We start from the raw sequence: 18,362 nt of genomic DNA, 5'->3' as shown, positions 1-18,362 counted from the left end.
AAGAAGTATGGATCGCAACCGCCTGTTTTGGGCCAGCCGTCGCGGCATGTTGGAGCTGGACCTGGTACTGCTGCCGTTTCTGGACAATGTCTACGAAACGCTTTCCGAGGAAGACAAGCAGCGTTATATCCGCCTGCTGGACGAGCAGGATCAGGACCTGTTTGCGTGGTTCCTGCGCCGCGAAGACCCGGAAGATCCAGAGCTGCTGAAAATTGTGCAGATCATCCGTGACAACACCGGCCTGCAGGACTGACACTTCCGCCCGCGAGGCGCCCGCCCGGCCGGGCAGGGCTTTCGCGGGCCACACGGGTGTTGGTACCGAGCGCAGTGCCCGGCTCGCCTGTGATTTCTCTCCCTCCCGCCGGCTGCAGCGCCTGCTGTGGCTGCTGGCTGTCCAATCCCTGTTGCTGCTCGCTTTTTCTCGCCTGCCATGGGTAGCGGTGGGGGTGGCTTCGTTGCTTGTGTTTACCATCGCTTGGCTGGAGTGGCAGCGCCTTGACCGGTCGGTGGGGCGCCTGTCGACGGCGGAGAAGCGCTGGTACTGGCAGGTGAAGGGCGGGGCCAGGCGGGAGTTCCGTTTTTGCGGTGAGTTGACGCTGTGGCGCTGGCTGATTGTGATCAACGGTCGCGACCTCGAGGGGCGCAGGCTGCGGCTGGTGCTAAGCAGCGATGCCACCGGCGCCGACGACTGGCGCCGGCTGCTGGTGGCATTGCGTTTTTCCCGATAGGAGAGCGATAAAAAACCGACAAATGACCGGTGAGTTGACGCTGAACCGATGGGTGCGCGGATATCGCCCGCTTCAGTTCGCGCCGATAAAATGCCGCTGGTTGGCAAAGTTTTCCGGCACCAGGATGGTGTCCATCGCCAGCTCCCGCAGCCCGGGGTAGTCGAGGGAGTAGTGCAGGCCGCGGCTCTCGCGGCGATCCAGCGCGGAGCGGATGATTAGTTCCGAAACCTTCGCCAGGTTGCGCAGCTCAATCAGGTCGCTGGTGATCCTGTAGTTGGCGTAGAACTCCAGAATCTCCTGTTGCAGCAGACCCACCCGGTGTTCTGCCCGCAGCAGGCGCTTGCGGGTGCGCACGATGCCCACATAGTCCCACATAAACCGGCGCAGCTCGTCCCAGTTGTGCGAAATCACCACGTCTTCATCGGAATCCGTCACTCTGGATGCGTCCCACGCCAGTGCCGGGCGCGGCGGGGCGATCTTGTCCAGGGTGCTGTCGATATGCTTGGCGGCGGAGCGGGCGTAGACCACACACTCCAGCAGCGAGTTGCTGGCCAGGCGGTTAGCGCCGTGCAGGCCGGTAAACGTGGTTTCGCCGATGGCGTACAGCTGGTCCAGGTCGGTGCAACCGTGCTGGTCCACCATCACACCGCCACAGGTATAGTGGGCCGCGGGCACCACCGGGATGGGTTCCTTGGTGATATCGATTCCGTATTGCAGGCAATTCTTGTACACCGTCGGGAAGTGCTCGCGTACGAACTTTTCATCTTTGTGGGAAATGTCCAGATAGACGCAGTCCGCACCCAGGCGCTTCATCTCGTGGTCGATGGCACGAGCGACAATATCCCGCGGTGCCAGCTCGCCGCGCTTGTCGAAGCGCTGCATAAAACGCTCGCCGTTCGGCAGCTTGAGCTGTGCGCCTTCACCGCGCAGCGCCTCGGTAATCAGCATGGACTTGGCTTTGGGGTGGTAGAGGCAGGTGGGGTGGAACTGGTTGAACTCCATGTTGGCCACCCGGCAGCCGGCGCGCCAGGCCATGGCGATGCCGTCGCCGCTGGCGCCGTCCGGGTTGCTGGTATAGAGGTAGGCCTTGGCGGCACCGCCGGTGGCCAATACCACCGCGCGCCCCTGGAAGACCTCCACCTCTTCGGTGTCCTTGTTGTAGACGTAACAACCGGCGCAGCGGAAGCGGCCGGTGGCGGCATCGGGCTGACGGATCAGGTCGAGGGCGATATGCTGCTCAAAACAGTCGATATTCGGCGTGTTTCTGACCCGCTCGATCAGGGTACTGTGTACCGCCCGGCCGGTGGCATCGGCACTGTGGATGATACGGCGATGGCTGTGTCCGCCTTCCTTGGTGAGGTGGTAGTCTCCGTCCTCTTCGCGGGTGAAGTCCACTCCCTGGTTAATCAGCCATTGAATGGCGTCGCGGCTGTTCTCCACCGTGAAACGCACGGCGTCGGGGTGGCAGAGTCCGGCCCCGGCATCTAAGGTATCGGCTATGTGTGCCTCCACCGAGTCGGTCTCGTCCAGCACGCCGGCGATGCCGCCCTGGGCAAACCAGGTGGAGCCATCCTGCAGGCGCTGCTTGGACAGCAGCGCCACGCGGTGGCGGGCGGCAAGGTGCAGGGCCAGGGTGAGACCTGCGGCGCCACTGCCGATAACGAGAACGTCGTAGTTGTTCAAGGGTAGCTTTGCCTCTTTACTGGTAGAGTTTTATTCGTGTCGGAGGGCGCGTAGTATACGCCATCTTCAAAAATTACCGATTTGTCAGGAACTTATGACCGAAACGGGTTGTCTTCGACACAACAGAATAATCCTGTGCTCCGGGCAGTTGTGCGCCGGGGCCGCGGTTGGGAGTAGGGGATGACAGGTCATCAGGCTTCGCCGAGTGATCAACAGCTGGTGGAGCGGGTTCAGAACGGCGACAAGCGCGCCTTTGATCTGCTCGTGCTCAAATACCAGCACAAGATTGCAGCGGTAGTCAGCCGCTATATCAATGACCACGCCGAAGTGAATGACGTGGTACAGGAGGCCTTTATCAAGGCCTACCGGGCACTGGCCAATTTCCGTGGCGAGAGTGCCTTCTACACTTGGATGTACCGCATCGCCATCAATACCGCCAAGAACTATCTGGTTTCCCGCAGCCGCCGTCCGCCATCTTACGATGTGGATCTCGAAGACGCCGAATTCTACTCCGGCTCAGAGATGCTGCGGGATAACGATACCCCGGAAAACCAGCTGTTCCGCGACCAGCTTGAGGCCACGGTGCACCGGGCCATCCGCGAGCTGCCGGAAGATCTGCGCTCGGCGGTGACGCTGCGGGAGCTGGAAGGGTTGAGTTACGAAGAGATCGCCGAGGTGATGGGCTGCCCGGTGGGTACTGTGCGTTCGCGCATCTTTCGCGCGCGCGAGTCCATTGACCGTGCGGTTCAGGCGGCCATGGCCGGCGAGCCGGAACCAGTGGGCGGTCGCGGGTAATTCTGCCCCGACTTCTGGCGATTATTTGGCCGGTCAGTTAGTCAGATTTGTTTTATCTGGGGCGTGGACGAGAGGTTCTCAGTCTAAACAACAGCGTTGACCGGAACGACAGGCAATTTTTTTGATGAATTCACACAAAATTTGCCTGCCAGTAAAACTTTTCCGGTAGACGCCGGTCTCAGATACCAACAGACAGGGTGCGGTTACAGCACCTATTGGAATTGGATTGCACTGAAAGAGGGTTGCCCCGTATGTCTCACGGGAATCATCAGCAGCGTTTGAATGAATCGCTATCCGCGTTGATGGACGGTGAAGCCAGTGAACTGGAAGTTCAACGTCTACTCAAGGAGAGCGATGTCGCCGGCGGCGATCTCAGCCAGCGCTGGTCCCGTTACCAGCTGGCCGCCAGTGTGATGCGCGGTGAAAAGGTCGCGCCGGTAAATCTCGGCCTTGCGGCCAGTATTTCCGCGGCCATCGCCGATGAGCCTGACCTGGTAGCCACCGCGGAGCCGGAAGCTGCCAACGATTCCAGCGGGACTCGCAGCCGCTGGTGGCGCCAGCTGTCGCGCGGAGCGGTGGCGGCCACGGTAGCGTTTGCCGCGGTGCTGGGTGTGCAACAGCTGCAGGCACCGCAGACCGGTGGTGAGCTGGTGGCCGAGGTGGAGCGCCCGGCACAGCAGCCGGTGCAGTCCGTGCCCCAGCCCAGCGGCTTCCTGGTGCCGACGTTGAATACCCGTTCGGTGAGTACTAACCCTCAGCTGGTTCCCGAGCAGCGAATTGGCATGGGCTCCTCCCCGCAAGTGCAGGTGGTTCCGTCTCCCGAACTGATGCGTCACCTCAACCGGGTGATGATGGAACACTCCGAGCAGGCGGCCCGTATGAGCAGCCAGGGAATGGTTCCCTTTGCCCGCGCTACTTACGGCGAGCGCCCGCCGGAATAACGGCGATGTGATAGCGGTGGTGGATGCGGGCGGTTGCCGCCCGCCCCGTGGGCCGGTTGTGTTGCCAGCGTACGTCTACTTTGAATAAAGAATGATCATGGCAAAAATTTTTCCTTTCCCTGCCCTGAAAGCCAACAGTCCTCTGTTGGCTTTTTTGCTGTTTGCAGGTCCTGTGCTGCCTGTGGCGAATGCCCAGGAAGTGGATGCTCCGCGCGCCGAAATGCCGGCCCCGCCGGATACTGAAAATGGGCCCGCTTCGCAAAATTCGGCGCAAACGCCTCCTGCCGAACCGGCAATCAATCCACAGGCCGACGATGTCGAAATCCAGAAACTGCTGAGCAAGCTCGCGAATGCGGTGACCAGTCTGGAATACCGCGGATTCGCCACCTTCGAGCACGCGGGTGTCATGGAGAGCGTCGAAGTGGTGCACGGCATTCGCAGCGGCGAGCCAGTGGAGCGTATCCGTTTTTTGACGGGCGCGCCCCGGGAAATGGTGAGCCGCGGACAGGATGCCCAGTGCCGCCGCGACGGCAGTCCGCTGTCCCGCGCCGGCCTGTGGAGCAACGTGGGTCTGCAGAACGTGCAGGGGAATTATCAATTTGTGTTGCGCGGTGAAGAGCGTATCGCCGATCGCGACGCCGTAGTACTGGAAGCGCGTCCGCGCGATGTGCACCGCTTCGGCATGGTGGTCAGTGTCGACCGCGAGACCGGCCTGCCACTGAAGTCCCTGCTGGTCGCCCCCTCGGGCCGGCTGCTGGAGCGTTTCCAATTCGTTGAGTTGGATCTGGCCCCCATTGTCGACAGTGATCTGCAGCCGCATTCCGACGCCGCGCGGGAAAGCGAAGGCGCCGGCCACTGCGGGAGCCTGGTGAGTCGCTGGCAGCTGAGCTGGGTGCCGAACGGGTTCAAGGCGGTAGCGGCGCGGGAGCTGGTGGACGGGGAAATGCAGGTTTTTAGCGATGGTTTGAGTGCGTTTACCGTGTTCGTGCAGAAGCTTGGGCCGAACATGAATTATCGGGGGCGTGCAGTACGCGGTGCCACCGTGGCCTATATGGACCATTTAGAAGTCAACAACGAACATTACACCGTGACCGTGGTGGGGGAGATCCCCGACAACACGGCAGTGTTGGTGGCCAAGTCGGTCAAAGCTCACTAGTGAATGGTTTGTAATGACGGTTTTCAGGTAATGATTGAAGAGCGCGGCAGGGTCGTGGCCCTGGACGATTCCGGAATCTGGGTGGAAACGGTACAGCGCAGCAGCTGCAACGGCTGTGCAGCCAAATCCGGGTGTGGCACAGGTTTGCTCGGTGATTTCTGGAGCCGCGCGTCCCAGGTGCGAGTGGCGGTCGCGCCACCGGCGCTCGATACTGTCCGCCTACACGATACGGTGGTGATCGGGATTGCCGAAAATACACTGGCCAGCAGCGCACTTATCGTCTATCTGCTGCCGCTAGTCACCCTGGTGCTGGGTGCTGTTATCGGGCAGTCCATGGGTACCGAAGCCTGGGCCATTCTTGGCGCTCTGGTTGGGCTGGCGCTGGGTGCTCTGGCGATCCGTCTATACAGCCACCTCAATCGCGCTAATCCCGCGCTCACGCCACAGTTTTTGCGCCTGGAGCGCGAATACGCCTGCACCACCATCCCCACTACCGAAGCCCGCTGAGTACCTCTCCTTTTCTCCCGTTCACCGCGGATTATCTTCCTACACTAAATGCTGGGCGGTGTTGCCGTTCGCCTGTGCGGTAGAAAGATTTCAAGTTACGGAGAGCTCGAATGTCCGAAGCGCGTCCCAGTTTCGAGGCGCATGCCAATTTCGAAGCGCGCTGTTATGCGGAGAGTTGGCCACTGCGGACTGCCTTTGTGATATCCCGTGGGGCACGCACCGAGGCCCGTGTGGTAGTGGTGGAGGTCTCCGCGGCGGGATTCACCGGCATCGGTGAGTGCACACCCTATCCCCGTTATGGTGAGAGTGTGGAGTCGGTAATCGCGGAGATTTCGTCGGTGTTGCCGGCCCTGCGCGAGGGGCTGACGCGCGAGCAGCTACAGCATGCACTTCCCGCCGGTGCCGCCCGCAATGCGGTCGACTGCGCGCTGGCGGACTGGGAGCGGCGCCAGTCCGGCATTGCCGATTCCGGGCCGGAATGGCTGCCGACGGTGCAGACCCTGGTGATTGCCGACCCCGATGCTATGGGGGAGGCCGCGCGCGCTGCGGCTGATCGCGGGGTGACGGTGCTCAAACTGAAACTGGACCGCCAGCAGGTACTGGAGCGTGTCGCGGCGGTGCGCGCCGCGGCACCCGAATGCCAGTTGGTCATCGATGCCAATGAGGCCTGGGCGTGGGAGGGGCTTCCAGCCCTGTGCGAAGCGCTGGCGGAGCAGGGGGTGGCCATGCTGGAGCAGCCGCTGCCCGCCGGCGAGGACGAGCCACTGGCGAGTTTCCCTCATCCGCTGCCGATATGTGCGGATGAGAGCTGTCATACCCGCGCCGACCTGCCACGTCTTGCGGGGCGGTACGACATGTTGAATATCAAGCTGGATAAGACCGGTGGCATCCGGGAGGCGCTGGCGCTGGCGGAAACCGCAAAAGCGCAGGGTTTTGAGCTGATGCTGGGGTGCATGCTGTGCACTTCCCGCGCGATTCGGGCGGCCTGGCCGCTGGGGCAATTCGCGCGTTTTGTGGACCTGGATGGGCCGACATGGCTGGCAAAAGATGCCGATCCATTGCGCTTTGAGGGTGGTCGTGTCTACTGGACCTGAGGCAGAGAGCTGGGATGGCTGTCTGTAAGCCCCGGTTTGTGGGCGCTTCAGGGGGTGTAGCAGAGAAGCTCGATCATCGCCTCCAGATATTCCTCACTCGCCACATCGGCAGAAATGGGCGGGTATTCGAGGGTGATGCAGGGGTATCCCTGCTCTGCACACCAGGTGCCAAACGAGCCCGGTGTCGAGTAGCCGAGGTCGGCGACCAGCGGCAGTTCGATGCGTTCCGCCAGCCAGTGTCCCAGTGGGCTCTGCAGCGGGTCGTCCACGCAGGCCAATGGCTCGTGGATCGAGACCAGCCAAGCCGGCTGCAACTCGCCGATCAAACGGCACAGGGCCGCTGATTCAGGCTCCGAGCCTGCGGAGTCACCGGTAGACAGGTGGACATCGCGTTCGTCGGCGGCGCTGTTCCAGCGGTAGACGGTGCCATCGGCCTTCCAGTTGCTGGTGGCAAAATTCCGGTTAAGGTCCACCCCGTGGGCATTGGAGCGAGTGCCGAGCTGGCAACCATCCGGGTTCACCGCCAGGATCACGTGGTGGCGAAGCTGTCCGGCTCGCAGTGAGCGCAGTGCACAAGAGAGGGTAACCACCGCAGCCACTTCGTCGCCGTGGGTGCCGGCGAGAATCATGCCCGTGTGCTCGTCGCGGACCTCCGCCGGGAAATAGAGCAGCGGTGCCCCCAGTACCGACTGGCCATATTGCAGTCGCTGGTGCTGAAACAGACCCCGTTCGGCGCGCGGGCGCAATTGTGTCACGGGTTTGTTGTGGGGACGGGGCTGCTGAGGTTGGCTCATGAAGTCCTTAACACTGTTTTACATTGGGTTTTGAGAACTTTTCTGCAAAATTTTCGACTAACCCTGTGTCGCTGGCCGACCGGGACCACCCGGTGAGCTGGGTCGGCGCCGAAAATTCTCGGTCGGTAGGGCGCCCGCTAACAATGAAAACACTCATTGATAATTGCGCTCATCCGATTTTGGAACGTACTTTTTTGCATATTAGTAGAAAGGCTTATCAGGGGTAGCAAACATGTTTGCACGCAGTACGCAGTTTTTGCTGGCACTTTGTCTCCTTTTTTCCGCGGCGGTTAGCGCGCGCGGATTCCCGGAGCTGACCGATCTTATCGAGCAGAACTCTCCGGCCGTAGTGAAAATCAACACGATGGAAAATACGCGGGTGTCGCGCAATTCCGTTCCTCCGCAGTATCAACAGGAAATTCCGGATATTTTTCGCCATCTGTTAGAACCGCGCGAGCGCCAGCAGCGTCCGGTGGCCAGTATGGGTTCCGGATTCATCATCAGTAATGATGGCTATATAGTCACCAATAACCATGTGGTAGATGGTGCCGACGAGGTACGGGTTACCCTGACCGATCGCCGGGAATTTGAAGCCAAGGTAATCGGCACTGACCCGCGCTCGGACCTGGCTCTGATCAAGGTCGATGCAAATGACCTGCCAACGGTTCGCTGGGGCGACTCTGACAGGATGAAAGTAGGTGAGTGGGTGGTGGCTATCGGCTCCCCGTTCGGTCTCGACTACTCTGCCAGCGCCGGTATCGTGAGTGCCATGGGGCGCAGTATTCCCAACGAGAGCCGCGAAAACTACGTGCCGTTTATCCAGACCGACGTGGCCATTAACCCGGGTAACTCCGGCGGCCCGCTGTTCAACCTGAACGGTGAAGTGGTGGGGATCAACTCCCAGATTTATACCCGCAGTGGTGGCTCCATCGGCCTTTCCTTTGCCATTCCCGCGAGCCTCGCCCAGGATGTCGTGGCGCAACTGAGAGAGAAAGGGCGTGTGGATCGCGGCTGGCTCGGCGTGGGCATCCAGGATGTTGACCGCAAACTGGCGATTGCCATGGGCCTTAACAAGCCTGCCGGCGCGCTGGTTGGCCAGCTCGAAGCCGATTCTCCGGCGGCCCAGGCGGGCATCCAGGTGGGTGACATCATCATGCACTTTGATGGCCAGAAGATTCTGATGCCCGGCGATCTGCCCCATGTGGTTGGCCAGACACGCCCGGGTGCCGAGGTGCCGGTGGTGCTGATGCGCGAAGGCAAGGAGCGCAAACTCAAGGTGCGCGTGGGCGCGCTGCCAGGGGATGACGACGCAGAAGTTCAGGCCAGCAATGTACCCGCTACCACCGATGTGGGCGGACGCCTCGGCCTGGCAGTGGACGATATCCCCGACAGCCTCAAGCAGCGCCTGGGTGTGGAATCCGGTGTGCTGGTGAAGCAGGTAGTGCCCGGTAAGCCCGGCGCCAATGCCGGCCTGCGCAGCGGCGATATCATTGCGCAACTTGGATTCGATCAGGTCGAGTCGCTGCTCGACTACCAGAAAATCGTCAAGAAACTGCCGAAGGGCGAACTGCTGCCGATCCGCTTCTTCCGCGGCGGTCAGCCCACCTTCCGCACCATCCAGATCGACGAGGATTGAGATTGAGTTGAAATCCGGTGGGCTCCGGCGGTCGCCACGCCGCCGGGGACCTGCCGCTGGCCCGGAGCCCCCAGTGCCAGTGGCTCCGCGCTGACTGGATGCACTTTTCCTGCAACCTGTTAGACTTGCGCCCACAGCGCGGCCCGGTCCGCCCCTTAACTCACTGATTTTTAAAAGGTTTTGTCCTCGCAGTGGCCACTGATCTCTCCCATATACGCAATTTCTCCATCATCGCTCACATCGACCACGGTAAATCCACCCTGGCAGACCGTTTTATCCAGGTATGTGGTGGCCTGAGCGACCGTGAGATGGCCGCCCAGGTACTCGACAGCATGGATATCGAGCGCGAGCGCGGTATTACCATCAAGGCCCAGAGCGTGACTCTGGACTACACTGCCCGCGACGGCAAAACCTACCAGTTGAACTTCATCGATACTCCCGGACACGTGGATTTCTCCTATGAAGTGTCCCGCTCACTGGCGGCCTGTGAAGGTGCGCTGCTGGTGGTGGACGCGGCCCAGGGCGTAGAGGCCCAGTCCGTGGCCAACTGCTACACCGCCATCGAACAGGGCCTGGAAGTGATCCCGGTACTGAACAAGATGGACCTGCCGCAGGCAGAACCCGAGCGTGTAGCCACCGAGATCGAAGACATCATCGGCATCGACGCTACCAATGCCACCCGCTGCAGCGCCAAATCCGGCCTCGGTATCGAGGATGTACTGGAGGACCTGGTGCGCCTGGTGCCGCCGCCGGAGGGCGATGTGGATGCACCGCTGCAGGCGCTGATCATCGATTCCTGGTTTGACTCCTACCTCGGCGTGGTATCGCTGGTACGGGTCAAGCAGGGTACCCTTAGAGCCAAAGACAAGATCGTAGCGAAATCCCTCGGTCGCCAGCACGTGGTGGATAACGTCGGTGTATTCACGCCCAAGCGCAAGGAAACCGGTGTACTTCGCGCCGGTGAAGTGGGCTTTGTGGTGGCCGGTATCAAGGACATTCACGGCGCGCCCGTGGGCGATACCCTCACCCATGCCAAGGGTGCGGAAGACGTAGCGATGCTGCCCGGGTTCAAAAAGGTAAAGCCGCAGGTTTACGCGGGCCTGTTTCCGGTTAGCTCCGACGACTACGAGGGCTTCCGCGATGCGCTGGACAAGCTGTCACTGAACGACGCCTCCCTGTTCTACGAGCCCGAGTCCTCCGATGCCCTCGGATTCGGTTTCCGCTGCGGCTTCCTCGGCATGCTGCACATGGAGATCATCCAGGAGCGACTGGAGCGGGAATACGACCTCGACCTCATCACTACCGCGCCCACGGTAGTGTACGAAGTGCTGATGAACGATGGCTCCATCGTGTACGTGGACAACCCGTCGCGACTGCCGGATCTCGGCTCCATCGAGGAAATGCGTGAGCCCATCGCCGAGGCCAATATCCTGGTGCCCCAGGAATACCTGGGCAACGTGATCACCCTGTGTATTGAAAAACGCGGGGTCCAGAAAGACATGCTGTATGTGGGCGGCCAGGTATCCTTGCGCTACGAGCTGCCTATGAGCGAAGTGGTGATGGACTTCTTCGACCGCCTCAAATCCGTGAGTCGCGGCTTCGCATCACTGGATTACAGCTTTGTGCGCTTTGAGCCGGCAAAACTCGTGCGCCTTGATCTTCTGATCAACGGAGATCGGGTGGATGCGCTGGCCGTCATTCTGCACCGCGACAATGCGCAGAGCCGCGGTCGCGCCATTGCGGAAAAGATGAAAGACTTGATTCCGCGTCAGATGTTCGACGTGGCTATCCAGGCTGCCATTGGCGGCTCTGTCATTGCACGCACCACGGTCAAGGCGCTGCGCAAGAACGTAACCGCCAAATGTTATGGTGGTGACGTGACCCGTAAAAAGAAGCTGCTGGAGAAGCAGAAGGCCGGTAAGCGCCGCATGAAGCAGATCGGTCGGGTGGAAGTACCCCAGGACGCGTTCCTCGCGGTACTGAAGGTCGACAGCTGACGTATGCCCGGGGATTGCCGGGCATCGCTAACAACAAAAACCAGTCAGAAAGAGACATTTGAATGGATATCAATTTCCCCCTTATTTTGCTGTTGCTGGTGGTAGTGACAGGGGCAATCTGGCTGTTTGATGCATTGTTTCTGGCGCGCGGGCGCAAGGCGTCGGCCGCCAAAGGCCAGAGCCAGCCCGAGCCGGTGCTGGTGGAGTACTCCAAGTCGTTCTTCCCGGTACTGGCGATCGTATTCGTGCTGCGCTCTTTCCTGGTGGAGCCTTTCCAGATCCCGTCTGCGTCCATGGACCCGACCCTGGAAGTGGGTGACTTCATTCTGGTGAACAAATTTGCCTACGGCCTGCGCCTGCCGGTGTCGCGTACCAAGGTGCTGGACATTGGTGAGCCCAAGCGCGGCGATGTGATGGTATTTTTCCCCCCGCACATGAACGACACCTACTACATCAAGCGGGTGATCGGCCTGCCGGGCGATGAAATCCGGGTGGTGAATAACCAGCTGTATATCAACGGCGAGCCGGTACCACAGGAGTTTATCCGTTCCGACATGCGCATTCCGGGGCGAGAGCTGTTGTGGGAATCCCTGGATGGCCAGCGCCACCTGATGGCGAAGCATGCGGTCCCCACACGCTACAGTAATACCCGTACCATTACCGTGCCGGAAGGGCACTATTTCATGATGGGTGACAACCGCGACAACAGTCTCGACAGCCGTGAGTGGGGTTTCGTGCCGGAGAAAGACATTGTCGGCAAGGCCTTTGCAATCTGGATGCATTGGGACAAACTAATGAGCCTGCCCAGCTTTGACCGGGTGGGTGGAATAGAGTAGGTGGCATCGAATAGGACTCGGTGAGCACAGCCAAGCGCTGAAACCAGGGATGACCGCCAGATTAGAACGATAAAACGGTAACAGAAGATGGCATTACGACACCTTTCAGGGGCGCGTCTATTGCGGGCGCAGCGTGGTATGAGTTACTGGGGCTGGCTGTTTGTGATTGCGGTGTTTGGCTTTGGCCTCACCGTGGTGTCCAAACTGGGGCCTGGCTACATCGATGCGCATTTCGTGGAAGAGGGGCTGCAATCCCTGTCGGAGAACGGCAACATCCGCGAAATGAGCAATACCGAGATCAAGCGCGAGTTGGACAGGTTCTTCACCATCAACAATGTGCGCGGTGAGCCCACCAAGGCGGTGAAGATTATTCGCGGTGCCGACAGTACCCTGGTCAGCATCAACTACGAACTGCGTCAGCCACTGTTTCACAATGTGGATGTGGTGATGAAGTTCGACAAGCAGCTCAATACCGCGAAGCCGGAATTGTGCTGTGAACCATTGGTAGACATCGAGCAGTTCCGCCGCCGCGAAGACTGAGCGCCCCAGGCGCTCTCAGCGAACGGCGGGCGCTCACAGCGAAAGACGACAGACTTACGGTGACAGACCTTTTACTTCAACGACTCTGCAGCCGCCTCGGCCATGAATTTGCCAGGGCGGAGCTGCTCTCCCTCGCGCTTACCCATCGCTCCCACGGCAGCCGCAACAACGAGCGACTGGAATTCCTCGGCGATTCCATTCTCGGGTTTACCATCAGCGCGGCGCTGTTTGAAAAATTCCCCGATGGCCGCGAAGGGCAGATGAGCCGTCTGCGCGCGCAGCTGGTCAGTGGGGAAACCCTGGCCAAGCTGGCCCAGGAGCTGGAGCTCGGCCAGTGCCTGCGTCTGGGCGAAGGGGAAATGAAAAGCGGCGGCCACCGTCGCGCCTCGATTCTCGCCGATGCGGTGGAAGCCATTATCGGCGCGATTTACCTGGACGCCGGGCTCGAGGCGGCGCGCGCGCGCGTGCTGGCCTGGTTTGGCCCACGGCTGGAAAACCTGTCCCTGGAAACCGTCAAGGACCCCAAAACCCGCCTGCAGGAGTGGCTGCAGGCGCGCCAGAAGCCGCTGCCGGAATACACGGTCGTGGAAGTCGGGGGTGAAGAGCATTCCCAGGAATTTGTGGTGGAATGCCGGGTGGCCGGGCTCAACGCGCCGGTGCGCGGTAAGGCCAGCAACCGACGCGCGGCGGAAAAAGTCGCGGCCACCGAAGCCTACGCTCGACTGACCGGGCAGGGCTGACTCTATAATCCACGTCAATCGCCAACGCCCAATTTTATTGCTTTGCCGGCGCCATTGTGTGGCTGCCTGCAGCCCCGGAGACCATCCTTGAGCGAAACAACCATCCCGCCAACCAATTCGCCTGCAACCCGCTGTGGATACGTGGCCATCGTCGGCCGCCCCAATGTGGGCAAGTCGACCCTCCTGAACCATATTCTGGGGCAGAAGATCTGCATTACTTCCCGCAAGCCGCAGACGACTCGCCACAATATGCTCGGCATCAAGACCGAGGGCCCGAACCAGATCATCTTTGTGGATACCCCCGGTCTGCATGCGGGGGAGGAAAAGGCCATCAACCGCTATATGAACCGCGCGGCCATCAGTTCCACCCGCGATGTGGATGTGGTGGTGTTCGTGGTGGAGCGCGCGCGCTGGACCGAGGGCGATGAGCTGGTGGCGCAGAAGCTGCAGGGGCTCAAATGCCCGCTGATCATTGCCGTCAACAAGGTGGACCAGCTGGAAGACAAGGGCGATCTGTTGCCTCAGTTGCAGGCGCTGTCGGAACGCTTCCCCCATGCGGAGATTGTGCCGCTGTCGGCGCTGCGCTCTACCAACCTGGAATCCCTGGAAAAAGTCATCGTCGAGCGTCTGCCTGAGGGAATGCACTTCTTCGAGGAGGACCAGATCACCGACCGCAGCTCGCGCTTCCTCGCTGCTGAAATCGTGCGCGAAAAAGTGATGCGTCAGCTGGGTGCGGAAATCCCCTACGCGGTGACGGTGGAAGTGGAGGAGTTCGAGCAGCAGGAAAAAATCCTGCATATCAGCGCCGCCATCCTGGTGGAGCGCGACGGCCAGAAGCGCATCCTGATCGGCACCAAAGGCGAGCGCATCAAACAGATCGGACAGGCCGCGCGGCTGGATATGGAAAAGCTGTTCGACAGCAAGGTGATGCTGAACCTGTGGGTGAAGGTGAAGTCCGGCTGGTCCGATGACGAGCGCGCGCTGCGCAGCCTCGGCTATATCGACAAGCAGTAATCCGCCTTTTCACCGTGCAGCAGCTGCCCCCGCAACCGGCCTATATCTTGCACTCGCGGCCATTCCGGGATACCAGCCTGATCCTGGAGTTGCTGACACCGGACTACGGGCGCATCGCCTGTATCGCCAAGGGCGCGCGCCGCGACAAGCAGCGGCGGCAGCGCGCTCTGCAGCCATTTGCCCCGTTGCTGGTGACCCTTATGGGGCGCCACGACCTGAAAACCCTCGGTCCTGTTGAAAGTGCCGGGCAGTCGTTGTGGCTGAAAGGGCGCGCGGTGTATGCCGGCCTCTACGCCAACGAGCTGCTGGTGCGCTTGCTGCCGGAAGGGGATGCGCAATTGTCGGTGTTTGCGGCCTACCAGCAGCTGCTGGCACAGCTGGCGGCGCTAACCGGGGAAGAGCAGGGTATCGGGGGCGCGGTACTGGAATTGCCCCTGCGCCGTTTCGAGTTGCAGCTATTGCAGGCGCTGGGAAGTTGCCCCGAGCTCGATTTCAGCCCGCTGGGCAACGAACCGATACGCGCGGATGGGTTTTATCGCCTGACCGCGGAAGAGGGGTTTATGCCGGTGCATCTGCCAGCAGGCGCAGCGATGCGTGCAGGCGACTTTTCCGGTGCTCACCTGCTGGCGGTGAAGTCGCTGACCCTGGCGATCGAGGAAACTTTTGTCGAGAGCGGTAGCGGGGAGAGCTGTGGGGCTGAAGTGCTGGCGGCGGCCAAGCGCCTGTGCCGGCAGATACTGTCGCCACTGTTGGGTAACCGCCCGCTAAAGAGTCGCGAACTGTTCCGCCAGGTGTACGGCACCCAGTAGGCCTTCTTCCTGTGTTTGTTACCAGTAGGCTTTCTTTCTGTGTCTGTTAGTAGGCGCTTTGTTCCTCGCTAATTTCTATGCCGTCGGCACCCACTTCTCCGATCTGTTCCAGCCCGAACAATGTGTCCAGGTCCTGTTCCACGGACCAGTCCCACAGGGCGCGGATTTCCTTGCGCACCTGCTCGTAGGCATCTGCAAAATCGCCCGGGTCCACCTGCGCCTGATCCTGTAGCGGGCGCAGCAGTTCCTGCAGTTGCCCGGTGGCCGACCGCAGTCGCAATACGCCGCAATAGCAGCACCCCCCGTGAAGACGGTGTACCCGCTCAAACAGCCCCTTGTGGTCTTTATCCGCAAACAGCCGAGCCAGTTCCTGCTCGTCTTCATGGAGTCCCTTCAGCAGCATCCTCAACAGGTCGCGTGCGAGTCCCGGATCCTGGTTGGCGAGATTCAGGCTCTCGCCGATGTCGACCAGGCGCGGTGCTACCACTGGGGGCAAGACGGCCTCCTCCTCGGCTCCGTTCACCTCCATCCAGCGCTTCACCGTATGGGTCAGCTGGATTTCACTCACCGGTTTGCTGAGGTAGTCGTCGAGGCCGGCGCTCAGCAGTCGCGACTTTTCCTCGGTGCCGACATGGGCGGTCAGGGCAATGACCGGTGTGCGGCGACCGGACTCCTCCTCGCGGATCTTGCGTGTGGTGGCAATGCCGTCCATATCCGGCATCTGGATATCCATAAAAATCATGTCGAAGTACTGGTCCCGCCACAGCTCCAGCGCCTCGGCGCCGCTCGCCGCCACCACCGCCTCGATATTCTGCGCGCGCAGCAGCTCGTTCATTAGCAGGCGATTGGCTTCGTGGTCGTCCACCACCAGTACCCGCGGTTTTGCCGGCCACGGCAGTACCGGGAAGGTACCCGTCTGGGGACGCGACTGGGCCTGCTGTGGCACCACCCGTTTGAGAGCCCGCAGAAGGCCGTCACGACTTACCGGTTTGCCCAGGAATGCGAGAACCCGGGTGCGCAGTGCGTCGTAACAGCGGCGCAGGTCCACCGGTGAGCCCTGAACCACCACACGGCACTGATAGGTATCCACCAGTTGTTGCACGGTAGCGATGAAGGTATCGAAGTTGCCGTCGGCGATGCCGGCATCGATGATCAGGGCATCGGGCAAGGCGTCGTGCCGCCACATCTGTTCGATCGCGGGCACCAGGTTCTGGCCGTCACAGTGCTCCAGCGCTTCCACCTGCCAGTGGCTGAGTTGTTGGAAGATCTGCTGGCGGGTCATGGGGTTGGGGTCCACCAGCAGTACCCTGCAGCCGGGGAACTGCTCACGGGTGATTGCTGTGCGGTTGCGGTCAATGGTCAGCGGTAGCTGTATCCAGTAGCTGGAGCCGCCCTGTTCGTTGCTCTCCATCCCCAGTTCGCCGCCCATGGATTGCACCAGGCTGCGGGCAATGCTGAGCCCCATGCCGTTGTTGTTCGTCTGCTGTTGCTGCGGGCTGCTGTTGAGTAGCTGTCGCAGTTCGCGGCGCCCCTGCTCGTCGCATCGGGCCCCGTTGTCGACGATGCTGATATGCACCATCAGCTCGGATTCCTTGCCGCTCTGCACGGCTATGCGTACCGGAATACTGCCATTTTCGGAGCAGCGAATGGCGGTGCTTACCAGGTTGGTGAGAATCTGCTTGATGCGCAGCGGGTCGCCGATCTGTGACGGCGGCAGTTGCGGGTCGACAAATGGCACCAGTTCCAGATTGTGCTCGTATCCGTAGGGGGCGAGGATCTGCAGGGTCTCCTCCAGAACCTGCCCCAGATTCATGGGACTGTGATCCAGCACCAGGTTGCCGGATTCGATGCGGGAGAAATCCAGAATGTCGTTGATGGTGGTGAGCAGGCTCTCGGAGGAGCGCAAAATCGTCTGTAAATAGTCCTGCTGCAACTGGTCCACTTCGGTCTTCAGCAGCAGGTTGGTAAAACCGATGATGCCGTTCAGCGGGGTGCGGATTTCGTGACTGGTGTTGGCCAGGAAGTTGGATTTCCCCCGGCTGTTTTCCACGGCTTTCTTGCGCGCGAGTTCAAGCTCGATGTTCTGTTCTTCCATTGCGTCCAGCGACTGGCGCAGGTCTTCCATGGACTGGTGCAGCCCCTCCTGGTAATCCCGTTGGTATTCCGCCAGGTTGCCGGCCATCAGGTTGATCTCTTCTGCCAGCTGCGCCAGTTCCAGGTTGCGCGAGCTGACCGCGCGGGCGGCGAACTTGCCCTGACCGACAGCGCGCAGCGCCTCCTTGATGCGCTCGAGGCTTCTGGCCGCGCGCTCCGACAGCACTACAGCCCACACCAGGGCAATCAGGGTGCAGACGATCAATCCGATAAGGCCTACCAGCGCCACCTGATAAGTGCCTACCAAAAAGTAGGGGCGGTGCAGCTCAATGGCTAGCCAGCAATTGGTGCCCTCGCCGAGCAGCGGGTGCAGTATCTGCAGGCTGTCCAAATCCTCGTGCACGTGGGCCGGCTTACCGCGCAGTTCTTCCGCACTAAAGGTGGTGCGGGGGCGCGGGCCCACGCTTGAAATCAATCTGAACTCTTCCTCTCCCGCCTCGTTGCGGTCGGCGCGGTACAGCTGCACCGAGCGGATCATGTCGCGCTCCAGCATCAGTGCCATCAGGCTTTTGTCGAGCCAGTGAATGCGCTCTTCAAAAGAGTGGCCCTCGCTCAGGTGAATCAGTTCCACCAGCTGCTCGGCACTGGCGCGACCGTGACTCAAAAGCAGGTCGCGGCGGTCGTGCATCTGCTGCAGGGTAAACAGCAGGGCCAGCAGCAGCGACAGGATCAGTGCCGGAGCCATGGTGTAGCGGAACAGGATGGCGCGCAGGGAGTAACGCCGGCCGTAGGTGCGGTGGGGTCGGGCGCGGTTGTGCTTGCGCCTGGGGTGCGGGCTCTGTTCCAGTGTTTGTCCGGAACTGGCGACCGGCGCTGGCATAGGCTGTGGCTGATTGGCTTGGGCCATGGCAAGAAGCTGCTGTGTTATTTTTGTCCGATTCTACCCCTGCTGGCCGCAGAAGCCACCCCAATTTCGCCGGCTCGCGTGGCGATTGTGC

The 18,362-nt window shown here is 61.0% G+C and carries 17 protein-coding genes; 14 read left to right on the top strand and 3 right to left on the bottom strand.

Annotation, left to right across the window (positions count from 1 at the left end; translation table 11 throughout):
* Positions 1-7: 7 nt before the first annotated feature.
* The gene (locus R5R33_RS02690) at positions 8-253 is read left to right on the top strand and encodes an FAD assembly factor SdhE (RefSeq protein ID WP_318954525.1); all 246 of its coding nucleotides are present in this window, start codon (positions 8-10) and stop codon (positions 251-253) included.
* Entirely contained in the window at positions 213-728 is a 516-nt protein-coding gene (locus R5R33_RS02685) for a protein YgfX (protein WP_318954524.1), read from the top strand. Before R5R33_RS02690 ends, R5R33_RS02685 begins: the two co-directional genes overlap by 41 nt.
* Positions 729-800: 72 nt before the next feature.
* Here the strand turns inward: R5R33_RS02685 and nadB are convergent, their stop codons facing one another.
* Positions 801-2,411 (bottom strand): L-aspartate oxidase, encoded by a 1,611-nt coding sequence (gene nadB, locus R5R33_RS02680; RefSeq protein ID WP_318954523.1) that lies wholly within the window; start codon positions 2,409-2,411, stop codon positions 801-803.
* Between the two features lie 180 nt (positions 2,412-2,591).
* Between nadB and rpoE the strand changes: the two genes are divergently transcribed.
* From rpoE to ycjG, 5 genes are all read left to right on the top strand, one after another.
* Entirely contained in the window at positions 2,592-3,206 is a 615-nt protein-coding gene (gene rpoE, locus R5R33_RS02675; RefSeq protein ID WP_318954522.1) for an RNA polymerase sigma factor RpoE, read from the top strand.
* Positions 3,207-3,457: 251 nt separating this feature from the next.
* Positions 3,458-4,147 (top strand): sigma-E factor negative regulatory protein, encoded by a 690-nt coding sequence (locus R5R33_RS02670; RefSeq protein ID WP_318954521.1) that lies wholly within the window; start codon positions 3,458-3,460, stop codon positions 4,145-4,147.
* A 97-nt stretch (positions 4,148-4,244) separates the two neighbouring features.
* On the top strand, positions 4,245-5,303 hold the full coding sequence (locus R5R33_RS02665; protein WP_318954520.1) for a MucB/RseB C-terminal domain-containing protein: 1,059 nt from the start codon (positions 4,245-4,247) through the stop codon (positions 5,301-5,303).
* Positions 5,304-5,333: 30 nt separating this feature from the next.
* Complete coding sequence (locus tag R5R33_RS02660) at positions 5,334-5,810, top strand: SoxR reducing system RseC family protein (RefSeq protein ID WP_318954519.1); 477 nt, start codon at positions 5,334-5,336, stop codon at positions 5,808-5,810.
* 110 nt (positions 5,811-5,920) lie between these two features.
* Positions 5,921-6,904: an L-Ala-D/L-Glu epimerase gene (gene ycjG / locus R5R33_RS02655; RefSeq protein ID WP_318954518.1), complete on the top strand. Its 984-nt coding sequence runs from the start codon at positions 5,921-5,923 to the stop codon at positions 6,902-6,904.
* A 47-nt stretch (positions 6,905-6,951) separates the two neighbouring features.
* Here ycjG and mpaA read toward each other — a convergent pair whose 3' ends face one another.
* Positions 6,952-7,698, bottom strand: coding sequence for a murein tripeptide amidase MpaA (gene mpaA / locus R5R33_RS02650; RefSeq protein WP_318954517.1), 747 nt, complete (start codon positions 7,696-7,698; stop codon positions 6,952-6,954).
* A gap of 232 nt (positions 7,699-7,930) precedes the next feature.
* Between mpaA and R5R33_RS02645 the strand changes: the two genes are divergently transcribed.
* The 7 genes from R5R33_RS02645 to recO all read left to right on the top strand — a co-directional run bounded on the left by R5R33_RS02645 (position 7,931) and on the right by recO (position 15,270).
* A complete protein-coding gene (locus R5R33_RS02645) occupies positions 7,931-9,334 on the top strand; it encodes a DegQ family serine endoprotease (protein ID WP_318954516.1) in 1,404 nt (467 codons plus the stop codon).
* A 191-nt stretch (positions 9,335-9,525) separates the two neighbouring features.
* Positions 9,526-11,331 (top strand): translation elongation factor 4, encoded by a 1,806-nt coding sequence (lepA, locus tag R5R33_RS02640; RefSeq protein ID WP_318954515.1) that lies wholly within the window; start codon positions 9,526-9,528, stop codon positions 11,329-11,331.
* 62 nt (positions 11,332-11,393) lie between these two features.
* On the top strand, positions 11,394-12,167 hold the full coding sequence (lepB, locus tag R5R33_RS02635) for a signal peptidase I (RefSeq protein ID WP_318954514.1): 774 nt from the start codon (positions 11,394-11,396) through the stop codon (positions 12,165-12,167).
* A gap of 138 nt (positions 12,168-12,305) precedes the next feature.
* Complete coding sequence (locus R5R33_RS02630; protein ID WP_318954513.1) at positions 12,306-12,707, top strand: DUF4845 domain-containing protein; 402 nt, start codon at positions 12,306-12,308, stop codon at positions 12,705-12,707.
* Positions 12,708-12,766: 59 nt separating this feature from the next.
* The gene (gene rnc, locus R5R33_RS02625) at positions 12,767-13,447 is read left to right on the top strand and encodes a ribonuclease III (RefSeq protein WP_318954512.1); all 681 of its coding nucleotides are present in this window, start codon (positions 12,767-12,769) and stop codon (positions 13,445-13,447) included.
* Positions 13,448-13,534: 87 nt separating this feature from the next.
* Positions 13,535-14,461: a GTPase Era gene (gene era / locus R5R33_RS02620; RefSeq protein ID WP_404810376.1), complete on the top strand. Its 927-nt coding sequence runs from the start codon at positions 13,535-13,537 to the stop codon at positions 14,459-14,461.
* Between the two features lie 14 nt (positions 14,462-14,475).
* Positions 14,476-15,270 (top strand): DNA repair protein RecO, encoded by a 795-nt coding sequence (gene recO / locus R5R33_RS02615; RefSeq protein ID WP_318954511.1) that lies wholly within the window; start codon positions 14,476-14,478, stop codon positions 15,268-15,270.
* Positions 15,271-15,316: 46 nt separating this feature from the next.
* Here the strand turns inward: recO and R5R33_RS02610 are convergent, their stop codons facing one another.
* A complete protein-coding gene (locus R5R33_RS02610; protein WP_318954510.1) occupies positions 15,317-18,271 on the bottom strand; it encodes a response regulator in 2,955 nt (984 codons plus the stop codon).
* Positions 18,272-18,362 lie beyond the last annotated feature (91 nt).

The sequence above is a fragment of the Microbulbifer pacificus genome (assembly GCF_033723955.1).
Lineage (GTDB): Bacteria > Pseudomonadota > Gammaproteobacteria > Pseudomonadales > Cellvibrionaceae > Microbulbifer > Microbulbifer pacificus.
Note: the sequence above shows the minus strand (reverse complement) of the source record. Positions and strands in the feature narration are given on the sequence as shown.